Raw genomic sequence first — 18,587 nt, 5'->3', positions numbered from 1 at the left:
TCCATTGTTATGGGTCTTACAGAGCTAAGATGGCGGCCATTATACATGGCTATGTGTAAATACTAAATCACACACATATCGACACGTGCTCCGGGGTGCCTGTAAAGGGTCGGGGTGACGGGATATGTGGAGGTCTAACCCCTAAATTTTTAAGGTATAAAAAATGACTACAGTTTCAATGCGCGATATGCTTCAAGCCGGTGTTCACTTCGGTCACCAAACTCGTTACTGGAATCCAAAAATGAAGCCTTTCATTTTTGGTGCTCGTAACGGTGTTCATATCATTAACTTAGAGCACACTGTGCCTATGTTCAATGAAGCATTAGCGTTTATCAGCAACGTGGCTTCTAAAAAAGGTAAAGTTTTATTTGTGGGTACTAAGCGTGCTGCAAGTGAAGCAATCAAAGAAGCAGCGATTTCTTGTGATCAGTTCTATGTTGATCATCGCTGGTTAGGTGGTATGTTGACTAACTGGAAAACCGTTCGTCAATCTATCAAACGCCTAAAAGATTTAGAAAGCCAATCAGTTGATGGTACTTTCGACAAGCTAACTAAAAAAGAGGCGCTAATGCGTACTCGTGAATTAGATAAGCTAGAAAAATCATTAGGCGGTATTAAAAACATGTCTGGCCTACCTGACGTTATCTTCGTTATCGGTGCCGATCATGAGCATATTGCGATTAAAGAAGCCAACAACTTAGGTATTCCAGTTGTTGCTGTTGTTGATACTAACTCTTCTCCAGACGGCATTAACTACATCATTCCTGGTAATGATGATGCAATGCGTTCTATCCGTTTGTACACTGAAACTGTGGCAGCAGCAGCGAAAGCTGGCCGTGGTCAAGACTTAGCAGTACAAGCAGAACAAGACGGTTTTGTAGAAGCTGAATAATAAGGTTCGATGCGTTATGCATTGCCCTTATTGACCAAGCAATTGGTTAGCAGGGGCCTTAGGCCCCTGTTTTATATCCAAGTTACTTGCAAACATGCACTTTCAAGTGTCTTGGGTATCTATCTATTGAATTTGACGAATTACCTATAGAGGATTTAACAATGGCAATTACTGCTGCCCAAGTTAAAGAATTGCGCGACCGTACTGGCGCTGGCATGATGGATTGTAAAAAAGCATTAACTGAAACCAATGGCGATATTGAATTAGCTATTGATAATATGCGTAAAAGTGGTGCTGCTAAAGCGGCTAAAAAAGCGGGTAACATTGCTGCTGAAGGAACGATCCTTATCAAGCAAGGTGAAGGTTTCACAGCACTTTTAGAAGTGAACTGTCAAACTGATTTCGTAGCAAAAGATGCAAACTTCTTAGCTTTTGCGAACGAAGTCTTGGACGTTGCCGCTGCGGGTAAAATTACCATTGCAGACTTGCAAGCGCAGTTTGAAGAAACGCGTGTTGCATTAGTGGCTAAAATTGGTGAAAACATCAATGTTCGTCGTGTTGTTTATATCGATGGCACAAACGTTTCTTCATACCGCCATGGCGATCGTATCGGTGTTGTGGTTACTGGTGAAGCAGACGAAGAAACATTGAAGCATGTCGCTATGCACGTTGCAGCTTCTAAGCCTGAGTTTGTTAACCCAGAAGATGTGCCTGCGAATGTTGTTGAAAAAGAAAAATCATTGCAAATCGAAATTGCGATGAATGAAGGCAAGCCTGCAGAAATTGCTGAGAAAATGGTTATTGGTCGCATGAAGAAGTTTACGGGTGAGGTTTCACTTACTGGTCAAGCGTTCATCATGGAGCCAAAGAAAACTGTTGGCGCTATTTTGAAAGAGAAAGGCGCAACTGTTTCTAACTTCATCCGTTTAGAAGTGGGTGAAGGTATCGAGAAGAAAGAAGAAGATTTTGCTGCAGAAGTTGCAGCACAAATCGCTGCAACTCAGGCTTAATCTCCTCAGTTTGCAGTCCCCTTTAAAACCGCAGCAATCGCTGCGGTTTTGTTATAACTATCGCCATCATCAGGACAAAAAATATGAGTACCAATCCAAAACCTGCATTTCGACGTATCCTTCTCAAACTTAGTGGTGAAGCCCTTATGGGTGAAGAAGGCTTTGGCATTGATCCTAAGGTTTTAGATCGCATGGCTCAGGAAGTCAAAGAATTGGTTGAACTCGGTATTCAAGTCGGAGTCGTTATCGGTGGGGGGAATTTATTCCGAGGTGAAGGCCTCGCACAAGCAGGCATGAATCGCGTCGTTGGCGATCATATGGGAATGCTGGCAACGGTAATGAATGGTCTAGCCATGCGTGATGCACTTCATCGTGCTTATGTTAATGCTCGTTTAATGTCGGCTATTCCATTAAAAGGTGTTTGCGATGATTATAATTGGGCGGAAGCGATTAGCCTATTGAAATCAGGCCGAGTGGTGATTTTTGCTGCAGGAACAGGTAACCCATTTTGCACAACCGATTCAGCGGCTTGTTTACGTGGAATTGAAATCGAAGCGGAAGTGGTATTAAAAGGCACTAAGGTTGATGGTGTTTATTCTGATGACCCAGTGAAAAATCCTGATGCGGTTAAGTATGATGTTATGGGGTATAATGAAGTACTCGATAAAGAATTGAAAGTGATGGATCTAGCGGCATTTACCCTTGCTAGAGACCATGACATGCCTCTACTTGTCTTTAATATGAATGAGCCTGGTGCACTTCGCCGTGTCGTCATGGGCGAGTCATTGGGTACGCTGATTAAAGCAGTTTAATTGAGTTAAGTAACTTAAAAGGACAGACACGTGATAAACGAAATCAAAAATGATGCTAAAACACGCATGGATAAATGCGTAGAAGCGACTAAAACGCAAATGGCCAAAGTACGTACAGGCCGTGCGCACCCAAGTTTACTCGATACGATTAAAGTACCTTATTATGGTTCATTAACTCCGCTTAAGCAGGTTGCTAATATATCTATCGATGATTCACGTACATTGGCGGTATCCGTCTTTGATAGCACGATGATCGCGGCTGTAGAAAAAGCGATTATGACATCAGATCTAGGTTTAAACCCTATGTCGGCTGGTGCGATTATCCGTATTCCTTTACCAGCCTTGACTGAAGAACGCCGTAAAGATCTCATTAAGGTCGTGCGTGCTGAAGCAGAAAACGGTCGTATTGCTGTGCGCAATGTGCGCCGTGATGCGAATTCTGATGTGAAAGCATTAGAAAAAGAGAAAGAATGTACTGAAGATGATGTTCGCCGCTCTGAAGATGAAATCCAAAAATTCACCGATACACATATCAAGCTGATTGATGAAGTGCTAGCGGCGAAAGAGAAGGAATTAATGGAGTTTTAATACTCTTACCCAGTATTAGGGATTGTTGTTTTTTGTGGAGAAATCATCATCAAAGCTCAACAGCCTCTAGAGTTCAGGCGCCGTGTGAGGTTATACTACGCGGCGTTTGTTATTTTTAAGGGTTTTATAGATGTCAATGGATCCTCATACCGACGATGGCATGTCGTCGAGTGCATCTGCGCTCGCGTCTGAATTAATAAAACAGTCGGTGCCACAACATGTGGCAATTATTATGGATGGTAATGGACGTTGGGCTCAAGGGCAGGGTAAGCCAAGGGTGATAGGTCATCAGGCGGGAGTAAAGGCGGTCAGAAGAGCGGTCAGTACGGCCAGAGATTTAGGTATACCTTCACTGACTTTATTTGCTTTTTCAAGCGAGAATTGGCGACGCCCAGACAAAGAAGTTAATTTATTGATGCAACTTTTTTTTACGGTACTTCAACGTGAAATTAAATTGCTGCATAAGAATGGGGTTCGGCTAAATATCATTGGTGATATTAGTCGCTTTTCTGAAAAACTTCAGAAAAAAATCATTTTAGCTCAAGAGCAAACGTCTCAAAATAACGATTTGGTTCTCAATGTGGCAGCCAACTATGGCGGACGATGGGATATTTTACAAGCAGCACAAAAATTGGCAAAACAAGTGCAAAGTGGCGAATTGTCAGTAGAGGCTTTTACGGAAGAGGCGCTTGCTGAACAATTAAGTATGCAAGATCAGCCTGAAGTGGATTTAATGATCCGAACGGGTGGTGATTATAGGATCAGTAATTTTATTTTGTGGCAGGCAGCGTACGCTGAATTAATTTTCATGGACACCTTGTGGCCTGACTTTAATGAGTCTCATTTTAAAGAAGCTGTCACAACGTTTGCAACACGTCAGCGTCGGTTTGGTTTGACAGGCAGTCAAATTGAGTCATTGCAGACTTAATTAACATTTTAGAGGAAACCTTTTTGCTAAAAAAACGAATAATAACGGCAGTCTGTCTCATTCCTTTGGTTTTTGGTGCGATTTTTTACTTGCCAACTGAATATTTTTCTTGGGCATTACTCGGTGTCTTTTTAATTGCTGCAAAAGAGTGGGGGCGTATTATCGATAAAAATTGTAATATGACCCAATGGAGCTTTACGGTTACCCTTGGATTATTGTTGCTGGCACTGAATGTAATAGTGCCAGCCGATGAAGTCTGGTTGCAAGGTCGATTACACCCCTTGTTTTTGAGCATTATACTCGTGGGCGGTTTGTGGTGGTGTGTGTCCTTGTTGCTTGTTTGTTTATTTCCAAAAAGTGCGGGCTTTTGGAAGAACAGTCCAATGTTAAAGTCTATTTTTGGACAGCTTACCCTTATCCCTTGCTTTATTGCTTTAATTTCACTTAAAGGGTTGAGTTCTGATGCCGCACCTTATTATGGTGGGGTTTTGGTTTTCTTAGTGTTATTAATCGTTTGGGCTGCCGATACTGGCGCTTATTTTGCGGGTAAAGCCTTTGGACGCACTAAGCTGATGCCTAATGTGAGTCCAGCTAAAACCCTAGAGGGATTAATTGGCGGCTTATTAATGACCATGCTGGTTGTTCTGGGGGTGGTGTATATGGCCCCTGAGCAAGAAATTGGTTTGTTGATAGGGGTGACATTAGTGACGGCTTTAGCCTCTGCTTTAGGTGATTTATCGGAAAGTATGTTTAAGCGTGTGGCTGATATTAAAGATTCGGGGACGATTTTACCCGGTCACGGTGGGGTGCTTGATAGAATCGATAGTTTAACCGCAGCATTACCCGTTTTCATGTTAATTTATATTGCATTTTGGATGTAAAATATGCAGCAAGTTACTATTTTGGGTGCGACAGGATCGATAGGTAAGAGTACGCTTGATGTCATGGCCAAGCATCCCGATCAATATAGTGTTTTTGCATTGGTGGCACATCGAAATGTAGATGAAATGCATGCGTTATGTTTGTCTCACCAACCTCAATATGCCCATATGGTCGATGAGAAATCGGCGGCGTTATTAAAGCAGCAGCTACCGAGTCATCTTCATACTCAAGTGACTACAGGTGTTGATACATTAAAAGGACTGGTAAGCGCTGCTGAGGTTGATATTGTGATGGCAGCGATTGTCGGTGCGGCAGGCCTGCTTCCTACTCTGGCGGCGGTTGAAGCGGGTAAGCGGGTATTGCTGGCGAATAAAGAGTCTTTGGTCATGTCAGGGCAGTTATTCATTGAGGCGATGCAGCAATCAGGTGCCATTGTTTTGCCTGTTGATAGTGAGCATAATGCTATTTTCCAATGTTTACCTGAGTCACTTCAGGCGAGCATTGGCCGTTGTGATCTTAACCAAGCGGGGATTGCACAGATTTTATTAACGGGCTCTGGTGGCCCGTTTCTTAATGCAGAACTTGCGGATTTATCTTCTATGTCTCCAGCGCAAGCTTGCCGGCATCCTAACTGGTCAATGGGGCCTAAAATTTCTGTTGATTCAGCAACAATGATGAATAAAGGCTTAGAGTATATCGAGGCAAAATGGTTATTTAACGCCTCAAGTGATAAGTTAAAGGTGGTGATCCATCCGCAGAGTGTTATTCACTCTATGGTGCAATATCAAGATGGCTCAGTGGTGGCGCAAATGGGCAATCCTGATATGCGCACGCCTATTGCACATTGTTTGTCCTATCCAAAAAGAATTGTCTCTGGTGTGGAACCTTTGGATTTTTTCAAAGTCGGACAATTAAGCTTTATTGAACCCGATTTCAATCGTTTTCCTTGTTTAGGTTTAGCGATTGAAGCGTGTCATCAAGGGCAAGAAGCGACGACAATTTTAAATGCAGCCAATGAAATTGCTGTACAGGCTTTTCTTGATGGTAAGATAGGTTTTACTGATATTTGCCGAGTGAATGAAGGTTGTTTAACAAGAATCACTCCGCATTCACTGAATAAAATAGATGATATATTGGCGTTAGATGCTCAAAGTCGTCATTACGCTTTAGAGTATATAGCCAAATGTTAATAACGCTCAGAGGAAGGGAATGTTAGATTTTTTATGGAATTTGGGGGCTTTTTTTGTTGCCCTTGGCATACTGATCACCGCGCATGAATATGGACACTTTTGGGTTGCCAGGCGTTGTGGTGTAAAAGTTGAGCGTTTTTCCATTGGGTTTGGTAAAGCGATTTGGCGCCATATAGGCAAAGATGGCACTGAATACGTCCTTGCGATTATTCCATTGGGCGGTTATGTCAAAATGCTTGATGAGCGTGTTGATGATGTACCTGATGAACTTTTATCTCAGGCCTTTAATCGGAAAAATGTTTGGCAGCGAATTGCCATTGTCAGCGCTGGACCGATAGCCAATTTTATTTTTGCTATTGTGGCTTTATATCTCATGTATCTAATTGGGGTACCGGCTATCAAACCTGTCATTGATGGTGTGACCCCCAGTTCGCCAGCAGCGCAAATAGTCGTTCACGAGCCCATGAAAATCGTGGCGGTTGATCAACAGAAAGTGCGTAATTGGGAAGAGGTTAATCTGGCTTTAGCGGGTCATATTGGTGACAATCAAGTGTCATTAAGTGTGGTGCCTTTACAAAATGAAGGGGTCGAAACTCCGAAGACCTATCAACTGGATACTAGGCAATGGCGTTTTGATCCTGAAAAAGAATTGCCCGTTACGGCATTAGGCTTATCGATATATCAGCCAAAAATATTACCTGATATTGCGCTCGTTTCTAAAGGGAGCGCAGCTCAAAAAGCCGGGATAGAAGTGGGTGATAAACTCATTTCCATTAATGGCGTCCCTTATCAAGATTGGAATGATTTTGTCACTCTAGTGCAAGATTCGGCAAATGTGCCTTTGTCATTGGTCGTTGAACGTCAAGGCACACGATTAACTTTGAATGTTACGCCAACAGAGCGCGAAAATGCCCAAGGAAAAATGGAGGGTGTGATAGGCATTGCACCGACTTTAGCACCTTGGCCTGATAATATGCGTTTGCAGCTTGAATATGGTGTGTTAGATTCTTTTAGCGTTGCCGTTAATAAAACATGGCAGCTTGTAACTGTTAGCCTTAAGATGATTGGTAAATTGTTTACGGGTGATATTTCAGTAAAGAATTTAAGCGGACCTATTTCTATTGCTCAAGGTGCGGGCAATAGTGCCAATGTGGGCTTTGTTTACTTTTTAGGTTTTCTTGCATTGATTAGCGTAAATTTAGGGATTATTAATTTATTTCCTTTGCCAGTGCTTGATGGTGGACATCTTTTGTATTACTTCATTGAAGTGATCACAGGTAGGGCTGTACCGGAAAAGGTACAGGAAATTGGATTCAGATTTGGGGCAGCCATGCTGCTAATGTTAATGGGCGTTGCGCTCTTTAATGATTTTTCCCGGCTCTGAGCAACGACAAACAAATAATTAGAAGTGCTCTATGAGATTGAATAAACTTTTTGCCTCGATGTTATTAGTCGGTGCGTCTTTTTCAGGGAATAGTTGGGCTGAGTCTTTTCAGCCTTTTGAAGTGACTGATATCCAAGTAGATGGTCTTCAACGAGTGGCCTTAGGTGCTGCCTTGTTGAGCTTGCCTGTTAAGGTTGGGGATACGGTTGATCAATTAAAATTACAACAAGCGATTAAGAGCCTGTATGCGTCTTCTAACTTTGATGATATTGAAATAAGCCACGATGGTGGAGTGCTTATTGTTAAAGTGGTTGAGCGCCCGACAATCAGTACCATTACCTTTGACGGTAATAAAGACATTAAAGACGAACAATTGCAAGAAAGCTTAGATGGCTCAGGTGTTAAAGTTGGGGAATCACTCGACCGTACTACGCTGTCTGGTATCGAAAAAGGGTTACAAGATTTTTACTATGGTGTGGGGAAGTATGGCGCCAAAGTGGAAGCGCAAATTATTAATCTGCCCCGTAACCGTGTTGAATTAAAATTCAATTTTACAGAAGGTTTAGCAGCAGACATCAGGCAAATTAACATTGTTGGTAATAAAGAGTTTACCGATGAGCAGTTAATTGGCATGTTGGAGCTGAAAGATTATGTCGCTTGGTGGGATTTGTTTGGTGATCGTCGATACCAGAAGCAAAAATTGCAAGCGGATTTGGAAACGATTAAGAGTTTTTATCATAATCGCGGTTATATTCGCTTTGAGATCACCTCAACGCAAGTGGCAATGACCCCAGATCGTAAAGGCTTATATATCACGATTAATGTGAATGAAGGTAAGCAGTATACCATTAAAGATGTGACCCTAACCGGTGATTTAATGGGGCGAGAAGCTCTGATGAAGAGTATTTTACCTATCAAATCGGGTGATAGGTATAATGGCAGTGATGTGACTTTTACCGAAGAAATGTATGCTAAATACTTAGGGCGTTTTGGTTATGCTTACCCTGAAGTTAAAGTGTACCCTGATATTGATGATGAGACGCAAACCGTTAATTTGAATGTGAATATTCAACCAGGTAAACGGGTTTATGTGCGTAATATTAATTTTAGTGGTAATACCATTACAAAAGATGAAGTGATGCGCCGTGAATTAAGACAAATGGAAGGGGCTTGGCTGAATTCAGCCCAAGTTGAACAGTCTAAAACACGATTGAATCGTCTCGGCTATTTTGAAACTGTGGACACTGAAACGGTACAGGTTCCGGGCACCGATGATCTCGTGGATGTTGATTTTAAAGTGAAAGAACAACCTTCTGGCTCCTTTAATGCCGGTGTCGGTTATGGTACCTCCTCGGGGATCAGTTTACAGCTTGGTGTGCAGCAAAGTAACTTCTTAGGTACAGGTAACCAGGCGGGGATTAATATTAATACTAATACCTATTCTAAGAATGCCAGTATTTCTTTTACCGATCCGTATTTTACTAAAGATGGGGTGAGTTTAGGCAGCAGTTTATCTTGGAGTAAGTTTGATGCGAGCAGTGCTAACTTAGAGGCTTATAACAACGAGTCTTATGCATTGTCATCTTTCTCTGGTTTTCCTATTAACGAAACGAACCGACTCAATGGTGGTATTACCTTACGTCACAATACCATTTCACAGGTAGCTGAGTATGATCAGGCTCTGCAATTTTATGAAATTTATGGTGATCAAAATAATACGGATTCATCCTTGAGCTTTAACAATGTTGAATTAAGTTTAGGTTGGTCACGCAGTAGCTTAAACCGTGGCACATTTCCTACTAATGGTTCATCTCAAAGCTGGAACGGTAAGGCAACGGTACCGGGTTCAGACTTGCAGTATTTCAAGACGGATTTTAACACTAGCTTCTATTTCCCCCTTACGCGTAAACAGAACTTTGTATTCTTAACGAAAGCGAAACTGGGATACGGTAATGGTTATGGCTCTTACAATGGCAATGACCAAATACTGCCTTTCTGGGAGAATTTCTATGCGGGCGGTAGTACTTCAATTCGAGGCTTTAAATCTAATACCGTAGGGCCAAGAGCGGTTTATTCTACCTCGTCAACCAATAATTGTTCTTCGAGTTCATCGGGTGGCTCTTGTACAACCTCAGGAACCGATTCCAGCGTCTCTGTGACGAATGGTAGCTCTGTGGGTGGTAATGCAATCGCAACGGCCAGTATTGAAATGATTGTGCCGACGCCCTTTTTAGATGAAGCCTATACCAATTCTGTGCGAACCAGCTTCTTTATTGATGCGGGTAACGTGTGGAATACAGAATTTGACTATGGCTCGTACAGTGGTATGCCAGCCTCTGAATATGCGAAACTTCAAGATTATAGCGATCCAACTCTGATTCGCGCTTCATGGGGAGTCAGTGTACAATGGATCTCGCCCATGGGGCCAATGGTGTTTAATCTTGCATGGCCAATCAAGGAATACGAGGGAGATTCGACAGAAATCTTTTCCTTTAATATTGGTCAAACTTTTTAATTTAAATCATGTCGGCAATCCTTGCTCGACAAAAGGAGTCTGTTTTGAAGAAAGTGTTTAATCGCGCAATGATGGTTTTAGTGTTACTTGCGGCGCCATTAGCGGCCAATGCAGAAAAGATTGCAGTGGTTGATATGCAATCAGTTTTTGAGCAATTACCACAACGTGAGCAAGTGAATGAAGCGTTGAAAAAAGAGTTTGGCGATCGTGTTGCTGCCGTTCAAAAAATGCAGGAAGATCTTCGAGGCTTAATGGAAAAGCAACAGCGTGATGGTGCATTGATGAGTGATGCTCAAAAAACAGACCTTGCGCGTAAAATGGAATCCATGAAAGCGGAATTACAACTTAAAGGCAAGGCATTAGACGAAGACATGCGTCGTCGTAATGGCGAAGAGCAAAATAAATTGTTAGCAAAAGTGCAAACTGTTATCGATTCTATTGCTAAAAAAGAACATTACGATCTGGTATTGCAACGCGGTGCCGCTATTTATGTTAAGAAAGATGCTGATATCAGTAAGCAAGTTGTTGAAGCCTTAAGTAAAGGTAAGTAATTAATGAAAAGCTATACTTTACAAGTATTAGCTGATTTTCTAGACGCTGAAATCCAAGGTGACGCCCAAAAAGAAATTTTTGCGGTGGGCACTTTGGAGAGTGCTGATTCTGGAAAAATCACTTTTTTAGCTAATGCTAAGTATCGAGTTCAATTAGAAAACACTCAAGCCGGCGCCGTACTGCTTTCTCCGACAGATGTTGAAGGTTACGCAGGCAATGCCATTATTTTAAAAGATCCTTATGTGGGGTTTGCTAAACTGGCGCAGTTACTAGACAGTACCCCTAATGCCGCTGACAGTATTCATCCTTCAGCACATATAGATCCTTCTGCTATGATAGGTGAAGGTGTTGCCATTGGCCCTAATGCTGTGATTGGCGCAAATGTGATTTTAGGTGAAAATGTTCAAGTAGGCGCAGGTACTGTGGTAGGGCAAGATAGCATTGTTGGCTCTGGTACACGTTTATGGGCCAATGTGACGGTTTATCATGATGTGCATTTTGGGACTGATTGTATTATACATTCTGGTGCTGTGATTGGCTCTGACGGTTTTGGTTACGCCAATGAGCGTGGTCAATGGATTAAAATTCCTCAAACGGGTGGCGTGCGCATTGGTTCTCGGGTTGAGATTGGTGCGGGTACTAGTGTGGATCGTGGTGCGATCGATCATACCGAAATCCATGACGGCGTAATTATCGATAACCAAGTGCAAATCGCCCATAATGATATTATTGGTGAGAATAGTGCGATCGCCGGTAGTACGACACTGGCAGGTAGTGTCAAAATAGGGAAATATTGTATTATTGGCGGTAATTGCGCTATCTCTGGTCATCTCGACATCGGTGATGGTACGCATATTACAGGCAGTACGAGTGTCACGAATCATATTCGTGAGCCTGGTGTATACTCTTCTGCAACCGTGGCTATGGACAATAAGTTATGGCGTAAAAACACGGTAAGATTTAGACAATTAGATAGCCTTTTTCAACGCGTTAAGCAGTTAGAAAAAAAGGTTGATGTAAATTCAGAGTCATAACTCTGTGAGAGTTTGAGGAATATATTGAGTGTCAAACCAGTTGAATAGTATGGATATTAAGGAAATTTTGAAGTTCCTTCCCCATAGATACCCATTTTTATTGATCGACAGAGTACTTGATTTCACTAAAGGTGAGAGCCTGCATGCGATTAAAAATGTGACGATCAATGAGCCTTTTTTTCAAGGGCATTTCCCTGTTCAGCCAGTGATGCCTGGCGTATTGATTTTAGAAGCCATGGCACAGGCAACAGGTTTGTTGGCTTTTAAAACCATGAGTGATGCACCTTCTAATGATGCGCTATATTATTTCGCAGGTATCGATAAAGCTCGCTTTAAGCGAGTGGTTGAGCCGGGTGATCAGTTGCACTTTGAAGTGAAAATGATTAAAGAGCGCCGCGGAATAGGCGTCTTTACAGGTGAAGCGAAAGTGGATGGTGAACTAGTTTGTTCAGCTGAAATCATGTGTGCCCGTAGAGAGATTGAGACGTGATTGATGAATTAGCATATATCCATCCTGATGCCAAAATTGGCAAGAATGTCACCATTGGCCCTTGGACCTATGTAGGTGCAGGTGTTGAAATTGGTGATGATTCTTGGTTAAGTTCTCATGTTGTGGTGAAAGGTCCTACGGTTATTGGCAAAGGTAATCGTATTTTTCAATTCGCCTCTGTGGGTGAAGAGTGCCAAGATAAAAAATATGCGGGCGAAGAGACGCGTCTCATTATTGGCGATCATAATATTATTCGTGAATCGGTTACCATTCATCGTGGTACTACCCAAGATAATTGGGAAACTCGTATCGGTTCTCATAATCTCTTTATGGCTTATGTGCATATCGCCCATGACTGTGTGGTAGGTGATAATGTGATCATGGCGAATAATGCATCGATTGCGGGCCATGTTCATGTGGGTGATTGGGCTATCTTAGGTGGTATGACAGGCGTACATCAATTTGTACATATTGGCGCCCATGCGTTTACCGCGGGTAGCTCTGTGGTATTACAGGATGTGCCACCGTTTGTTATGGCCTCAGGATTTCCTGCTAAGCCCCGTGGATTAAACATTGAAGGGCTTAAACGTCGTGGTTTTTCCAAAGAGAGTCAGTTAGCGGTTCGCCGTGCTTATAAAACGATGTACCGTAATGGGTTAACGCTTGATGAAGCCATAATAGAATTAACGGAATCGACGCAACAAGACGAACAAGTGAAATTGTTTACCGATTTTGTTAGCACGTCCAGTCGCGGTATTATTCGCTAAAATATATCGTCATGGAGAAAGGCTTGGTTTTTATCCATGGTTTTCATATCCCCATGATTATTGTAGATAGGTATCTTCAATAATCATGGGGATATTCACATTCTGCTGAATTCAATTATCATGACAACTGACAATACTTCCCCCGTTTTTGCTATGGTTGCCGGAGAGCTCTCTGGTGATATTTTAGGTGCTGGCTTAATCAAAGCCTTACAGAAACGTTACCCCAAGGCGAGATTTATCGGTATTGGCGGCCCTCAAATGGATGCGCTGGGATTTGAATCCCTATTTTCTTTTGAAGAGCTTGCTGTCATGGGGATTGTTGAGGTGTTATCTCGTTTACCTCGATTGCTTGAAGTCAGGCGAGAATTGATCACTGTGTTGAGTCAAGTTAAGCCTGATTGCTTTATTGGTATTGATGCACCCGATTTTAATCTCGGCGTCGAAATGAAGCTGAAAGCTAAGGGCATTAAAACCGTACACTATGTTAGCCCTTCGGTTTGGGCTTGGCGCCCTAAACGTATTTTTAAAATAGAGAAAGCAACCAATATGGTGCTGTCTTTATTGCCTTTTGAGAAAGCCTTTTATGATAAACATCAGGTACCTTGTACATTTGTGGGTCATACATTGGCAGATGATATTCCTCTTGAGAGCGATAAAGCTCAGGCGCGAGAGCGTTTAGGCTTATCGGCTTCAGAGACTTATTTGGCGGTTTTGCCTGGTTCACGAGGTGGGGAGTTAAAGCAGCTCGCTGAGCCTTTTGTCAAGGCGGCAATATTGTTAAAACAGCGCTACCCTTCCCTTAAATTTGTGACGCCCTTGGTGAATAAGAAGCGTCGTGCACAATTTGAAGAGGCGTTAAAGGTCCATGCACCGGGCCTTGATATTATTTTAGTTGAGGGGCAATCTCGAGAGGTGATGGCCGCCTCTGATGCGATTTTGCTGGCATCGGGGACAGCCACATTGGAAGCCATGTTAGTGAAAAGGCCTATGGTTGTTGCTTATAGGCTTAATGCGATGACCTACCATATTGCAAAACGCTTGATGTTGATTGATAAATTTTCTTTGCCTAATTTACTATCGGATGAAATCTTAGTGGAAGAGCTTATTCAGGCTGATTGTACGCCTGAAAATATTTCACAGGCCGTTGCAGCACTGTTTGATAATGATATGACCCCCATTATTGATAAGTTTACTGCGCTGCATCAAGTGTTAAAACAAGATGCCAGTGAGAAAGCCGCTGAGGCTGTGGTTGCGCTTATTCAGGTGTGAACCTCTAAAATCGTAATTTTTAATTTATATAGAACGGAATATTGACCTTTATGGCCACCATTAAGAATATATCAGCAGAGCAAATTGCTCAGCTTTGCCAAGGTTGTTATGCTGGAGTTGATGAGGTGGGGCGAGGCCCGTTGATTGGCAATGTGGTTACCGCTGCGGTTATTCTTGATCCCAGCCGTCCCATTTTAGGCTTGAATGACTCCAAAAAATTAACTGAAAAAAAACGCGAAGCCTTGTTTGCTGAAATTAATGAAAAAGCCTTGTCTGTCAGTGTTGGCTCAGCCAGCCCAGTAGAAATTGATGAGCTGAATATTTTACAGGCGACGATGTTAGCGATGCAAAGAGCAGTGGCAGGCTTGAGCATTCAACCTGAATGTGTTTTAGTCGATGGGAATCGTAGTCCAAATTTTAGCGTTCAAAGCCATGCCATTATTAAAGGGGATGGCTTAATTGATGCCATTAGTGCCGCATCGATTATTGCAAAAGTGGTACGAGACAGAGAAATGGCCGAATTGGCCCTTGAATATCCCGAATATGGTTTTGAAAAACATAAAGGGTACCCGACTAAAGTCCATTTTGAAGCACTTGCACGTTTAGGGGTATTAGAGCAGCACAGAAAAAGCTTCCGTCCAGTACAAGCTGCACTAAAATAAACGCTTAATAATCGTTGTTATGTATAATCAGTTCAATAAGGCAGAGCGACACTTATGGTGCAACTTTGTCAGCCTGTAATGGCAATGAATTAAAAAAATCAGTTATTTAACCTAATATAAAGATAAATTTACTTATGTCAGATCCTCGTTTTGTTCATCTACGTGTCCACAGTGACTTTTCTATGACTGACAGTATTACCAAGGTTAAGCCTATTTTGGCCCATGCGGCTGAACAAAAAATGGCGGCTATTGCGTTAACGGATCAAACTAACTTGTGTGGTTTGGTCAAATTTTACAGTGGCTGCCATGGTGCGGGAATAAAGCCGATTATTGGCAGCGACTTTTGGATGCAGTCACCTGAATTTGGCGATGAGCTATGTGCCGTAACGATTCTGGCGATGAATAATGAAGGTTATAAAAACCTGACATTGCTTATTAGTGATGCGTATTTACGAGGTCATATTCAAGACAGAGCGGTGATAGATCATGCTTGGCTGACAAAATATCAAGCAGGATTATTGCTTATTTCTGGTGGCCGAGAAGGGGATATAGGTAAAGCGTTATTAAAGGGTAACCAGGGACAAGTGGATAGTCTGGTTGATTTTTACCAGACGCATTTTCCTAATCGATATTATTTAGAACTTATTCGAACTGGCCGCCCAGATGAAGAGCGTTACTTGCACATGGCGGTGGAATTAGCGCAAACAAAAGGTTTGCCAGTGGTGGCCACTAATCAGGTGGTGTTTATGAGACCTGATGAATTTGAAGCCCATGAAATTCGTGTGGCTATTCATGATGGTTTCACCCTTGCGGATCCTCGCCGGCCCAAAAAATACAGTGAACAGCAATATTTCAAGTCTGAAGCTGAAATGTGTGAGTTGTTTGCCGATATTCCTGAGGCGCTTGCCAACAGTGTTGAAATCGCTAAACGTTGTAATGTCACTGTGCGTCTAGGGGAGTATTTTCTGCCCAATTTTCCAACGGGTGAATTGACCATTGAAGATTTTCTCGTTGAAGTGTCTCAAAAAGGGTTAGAAGAGCGGTTAGCGTTTTTATTTCCTGATGAAAGCGTACGTGCAGCAAAAAGAGGGGAGTACGATGAGCGTTTAGACATTGAATTAAACGTGATCAACCAAATGGGGTTTCCAGGTTACTTCCTCATTGTGATGGAGTTTATTCAGTGGGGAAAAGACAATGATATCCCCATTGGCCCTGGTCGTGGCTCTGGTGCGGGCTCCTTGGTGGCTTATGCACTTAAAATTACCGATCTTGACCCTTTAGAATTTGATTTACTGTTTGAGCGATTCTTAAACCCTGAGCGTGTTTCTATGCCTGATTTCGATATCGATTTTTGTATGGATAGACGTGATGAGGTGATCGATCATGTGGCTGAACTTTACGGTCGAGACGCAGTGTCACAGATCATTACCTTTGGGACCATGGCGGCTAAAGCGGTTATTCGAGATGTGGGTCGTGTTCAAGGCCATGCTTATGGTTTTGTGGATCGTATATCGAAAATGGTGCCCGCAGAGCCGGGAATGACACTGGCAAAAGCGTTTGAAGTCGAGCCGAGTTTACAAGAAGCTTACGATGGCAGCGAAGAAGTCAAAGATCTTATCGATATGTGTCGCATCCTAGAAGGGGTGACGCGTAATGCTGGTAAACATGCTGGGGGGGTCGTGATCTCGCCCACCACCATTACGGATTTTGCGCCTATTTATTGTGACGCCGAAGGGCAAAACCCGGTGACACAATTTGATAAGAACGATGTGGAAACCGCGGGATTGGTTAAGTTTGATTTTTTAGGTTTACGGACCTTAACCATTATCGATTGGGCTCTGCAAATGGTGAATAAAACCAATCAATCGCAAGGTTTACCGATAGTGGATATTGCCACTATTCCGCTCGATGATCCTAAGTCATTTAAATTATTGCAGCGCTATGAAACAACCGCGGTGTTTCAGCTTGAATCCCGTGGTATGAAGGACTTGATCAAACGGCTTCAGCCTGATTGTTTTGAAGATATGATTGCATTGGTGGCCTTGTTTAGACCAGGGCCTTTGCAATCCGGCATGGTTGATAACTTTATTGAGCGTAAACATGGCCGTGAAGAAGTGTCCTACCCCGATGCACAATATCAACATGATTCATTAAAGACGCTACTTGAGCCTACATACGGCATTATCTTGTATCAAGAGCAAGTGATGCAAATTGCACAGGTGTTAGCGGGCTATACCTTAGGTGGGGCGGATATGCTTCGCCGTGCGATGGGTAAGAAAAAACCCGAAGAAATGGCGAAACAGCGAGGCACTTTTAAAGAAGGTTCAATCAATAACGGTGTCGATGGCGACTTGTCGATGAAAATCTTCGACTTAGTGGAAAAGTTTGCGGGTTATGGGTTTAACAAATCTCATTCGGCGGCTTATGCACTGGTTTCATATCAAACTTTGTGGCTAAAAACCCATTATCCGGCGCAGTTTATGGCGGCGGTGATGTCGGCTGATATGGACAATACCGATAAAATTGTGACCTTAGTGGATGAATGCGAGCGGATGGGGATGCCGCTGCTGCCACCGGATGTCAATAAAGGTTTATTACATTTCACCGTCGATAACGATCTCAATATTGTGTATGGGATTGGCGCGATCAAAGGCGTGGGTGAAGGGCCTGTTGAGTCGATTATTGAAGCGCGCAAGCAAGGGGCTTTTACCGATTTATTTGATTTTTGTGCTCGAGTGGATTTAAAAAAGCTGAATAAACGCATACTTGAGAAGCTTATTCAAGCAGGAGCGATGGACAAACTCGGCCCTCATAGAGCGGCAATGATGGCCACTTTGCCAGAAGCTATACGCGCAGCAGATCAGCACGCAAAAGCCGAAGCCATCGGTCAGCACGACATGTTTGGTTTACTCAATAGTGAGCCGGAAGATAATAAACAGCAATTTGTCGAGTGCGCGCCTTGGCCCGATAAAATTTGGCTAGAGGGAGAGCGGGATACGTTAGGCTTGTACCTCACGGGCCATCCTATTAATCAATATTTAAAAGAGCTTAAGCATTATACTTCGTGCAGACTGAAAGATATCCATCCCACAGAGCGCGGGAAAACCATGAAGGCGGCAGGTTTAGTGGTCGCGACACGTGTCATGCTCACAAAAAGAGGCTCAAAAATGGGTCTTGTGACTTTAGATGATAAAAGTGCTCGCTTAGAAGTCATGATGTTCACCGAAGCGTTTGAGAAGTTTAATCATTTATTAGAGAAAGACCGTATTTTGATCATTGAGGGTGAAGTGAGCTTTGATGATTTTTCTGGTGGTAATCGCATGACTGCTAGAAACATTATTGATATGGGAGAAGCTAGAAGTCATTTTGCCCATGCGGTTGAAATGGACATTCAAGGGGATGATGTGAATACCGAGTGGTTTGAACGGCTTAAAGAAGCGGTCTCGCCTTGGAAAGCAGGCAAAGTGCCTATGGTGATTAATTACTCCACTGCACAGGTGAAAAGTCAGGTGAGATTAGGTGAAGAGTGGCACGTAAACCCAAGTGATGAGTTAATGCTATCGCTGGAATCCTTATCTGGCTCAGATAAAGTGCGCATTTTATTTTAATCTT

The 18,587-nt window shown here is 42.8% G+C and carries 16 protein-coding genes; all 16 read left to right on the top strand.

The features are described 5' to 3' along the window. Positions 1-163 precede the first annotated feature (163 nt). The 16 genes from rpsB to dnaE all read left to right on the top strand — a co-directional run bounded on the left by rpsB (position 164) and on the right by dnaE (position 18,583). A complete protein-coding gene (gene rpsB / locus Q0779_RS20465; protein ID WP_298775529.1) occupies positions 164-892 on the top strand; it encodes a 30S ribosomal protein S2 in 729 nt (242 codons plus the stop codon). A 161-nt stretch (positions 893-1,053) separates the two neighbouring features. Next, entirely contained in the window at positions 1,054-1,902 is an 849-nt protein-coding gene (tsf, locus tag Q0779_RS20460) for a translation elongation factor Ts (protein WP_298775527.1), read from the top strand. Positions 1,903-1,985: 83 nt separating this feature from the next. Beyond that, positions 1,986-2,714 (top strand): UMP kinase, encoded by a 729-nt coding sequence (pyrH, locus tag Q0779_RS20455; protein WP_298775526.1) that lies wholly within the window; start codon positions 1,986-1,988, stop codon positions 2,712-2,714. A 30-nt stretch (positions 2,715-2,744) separates the two neighbouring features. Next, positions 2,745-3,302: a ribosome recycling factor gene (gene frr, locus Q0779_RS20450; protein ID WP_298775525.1), complete on the top strand. Its 558-nt coding sequence runs from the start codon at positions 2,745-2,747 to the stop codon at positions 3,300-3,302. Positions 3,303-3,432: 130 nt separating this feature from the next. After that, a complete protein-coding gene (gene uppS / locus Q0779_RS20445; protein WP_298775524.1) occupies positions 3,433-4,230 on the top strand; it encodes a polyprenyl diphosphate synthase in 798 nt (265 codons plus the stop codon). 23 nt (positions 4,231-4,253) lie between these two features. Further along, on the top strand, positions 4,254-5,111 hold the full coding sequence (locus tag Q0779_RS20440; protein ID WP_298775523.1) for a phosphatidate cytidylyltransferase: 858 nt from the start codon (positions 4,254-4,256) through the stop codon (positions 5,109-5,111). A gap of 3 nt (positions 5,112-5,114) precedes the next feature. Continuing rightward, positions 5,115-6,302, top strand: coding sequence for a 1-deoxy-D-xylulose-5-phosphate reductoisomerase (ispC, locus tag Q0779_RS20435; RefSeq protein WP_298775522.1), 1,188 nt, complete (start codon positions 5,115-5,117; stop codon positions 6,300-6,302). Between the two features lie 19 nt (positions 6,303-6,321). Beyond that, complete coding sequence (gene rseP, locus Q0779_RS20430) at positions 6,322-7,686, top strand: sigma E protease regulator RseP (protein WP_298775521.1); 1,365 nt, start codon at positions 6,322-6,324, stop codon at positions 7,684-7,686. Between the two features lie 31 nt (positions 7,687-7,717). Then, positions 7,718-10,201, top strand: coding sequence for an outer membrane protein assembly factor BamA (gene bamA / locus Q0779_RS20425; protein WP_298775519.1), 2,484 nt, complete (start codon positions 7,718-7,720; stop codon positions 10,199-10,201). Between the two features lie 53 nt (positions 10,202-10,254). After that, positions 10,255-10,752 carry an OmpH family outer membrane protein gene (locus Q0779_RS20420; RefSeq protein ID WP_298775537.1) on the top strand — a complete coding sequence of 166 codons (498 nt, stop codon included), beginning with the start codon at positions 10,255-10,257 and terminating at the stop codon, positions 10,750-10,752. Between the two features lie 3 nt (positions 10,753-10,755). Then, positions 10,756-11,787, top strand: coding sequence for a UDP-3-O-(3-hydroxymyristoyl)glucosamine N-acyltransferase (gene lpxD, locus Q0779_RS20415; protein ID WP_298775518.1), 1,032 nt, complete (start codon positions 10,756-10,758; stop codon positions 11,785-11,787). 28 nt (positions 11,788-11,815) lie between these two features. Further along, positions 11,816-12,277, top strand: a complete 462-nt coding sequence (fabZ, locus tag Q0779_RS20410) for a 3-hydroxyacyl-ACP dehydratase FabZ (RefSeq protein ID WP_298775517.1) — start codon at positions 11,816-11,818, stop codon at positions 12,275-12,277. Next, the gene (gene lpxA / locus Q0779_RS20405) at positions 12,274-13,044 is read left to right on the top strand and encodes an acyl-ACP--UDP-N-acetylglucosamine O-acyltransferase (RefSeq protein ID WP_298775515.1); all 771 of its coding nucleotides are present in this window, start codon (positions 12,274-12,276) and stop codon (positions 13,042-13,044) included. The genes fabZ and lpxA overlap by 4 nt, the downstream gene beginning before the upstream one ends. A 120-nt stretch (positions 13,045-13,164) precedes the next feature. Further along, a complete protein-coding gene (gene lpxB / locus Q0779_RS20400) occupies positions 13,165-14,313 on the top strand; it encodes a lipid-A-disaccharide synthase (RefSeq protein ID WP_298775514.1) in 1,149 nt (382 codons plus the stop codon). A gap of 50 nt (positions 14,314-14,363) precedes the next feature. Then, positions 14,364-14,975 carry a ribonuclease HII gene (gene rnhB, locus Q0779_RS20395; protein ID WP_298775512.1) on the top strand — a complete coding sequence of 204 codons (612 nt, stop codon included), beginning with the start codon at positions 14,364-14,366 and terminating at the stop codon, positions 14,973-14,975. 134 nt (positions 14,976-15,109) lie between these two features. Next, on the top strand, positions 15,110-18,583 hold the full coding sequence (dnaE, locus tag Q0779_RS20390) for a DNA polymerase III subunit alpha (RefSeq protein WP_298775511.1): 3,474 nt from the start codon (positions 15,110-15,112) through the stop codon (positions 18,581-18,583). Positions 18,584-18,587: the final 4 nt, after the last annotated feature.

Source organism: uncultured Shewanella sp. (assembly GCF_947491715.1).
GTDB lineage: Bacteria > Pseudomonadota > Gammaproteobacteria > Enterobacterales > Shewanellaceae > Shewanella.
Note: the sequence above shows the minus strand (reverse complement) of the source record. Positions and strands in the feature narration are given on the sequence as shown.

Bases quoted from the DNA above. Each gene is read 5' to 3' on its own strand.
- lpxD (WP_298775518.1), top strand. From the start codon at position 10,756: ATGAAAAGCTATACTTTACAAGTATTAGCTGATTTTCTAGACGCTGAA.
- tsf (WP_298775527.1), top strand. From the start codon at position 1,054: ATGGCAATTACTGCTGCCCAAGTTAAAGAATTGCGCGACCGTACTGGC.
- bamA (WP_298775519.1), top strand. From the start codon at position 7,718: ATGAGATTGAATAAACTTTTTGCCTCGATGTTATTAGTCGGTGCGTCT.
- rnhB (WP_298775512.1), top strand. From the start codon at position 14,364: ATGGCCACCATTAAGAATATATCAGCAGAGCAAATTGCTCAGCTTTGC.
- lpxB (WP_298775514.1), top strand. From the start codon at position 13,165: ATGACAACTGACAATACTTCCCCCGTTTTTGCTATGGTTGCCGGAGAG.
- uppS (WP_298775524.1), top strand. From the start codon at position 3,433: ATGTCAATGGATCCTCATACCGACGATGGCATGTCGTCGAGTGCATCT.
- rseP (WP_298775521.1), top strand. From the start codon at position 6,322: ATGTTAGATTTTTTATGGAATTTGGGGGCTTTTTTTGTTGCCCTTGGC.
- rpsB (WP_298775529.1), top strand. From the start codon at position 164: ATGACTACAGTTTCAATGCGCGATATGCTTCAAGCCGGTGTTCACTTC.
- dnaE (WP_298775511.1), top strand. From the start codon at position 15,110: ATGTCAGATCCTCGTTTTGTTCATCTACGTGTCCACAGTGACTTTTCT.
- pyrH (WP_298775526.1), top strand. From the start codon at position 1,986: ATGAGTACCAATCCAAAACCTGCATTTCGACGTATCCTTCTCAAACTT.
- ispC (WP_298775522.1), top strand. From the start codon at position 5,115: ATGCAGCAAGTTACTATTTTGGGTGCGACAGGATCGATAGGTAAGAGT.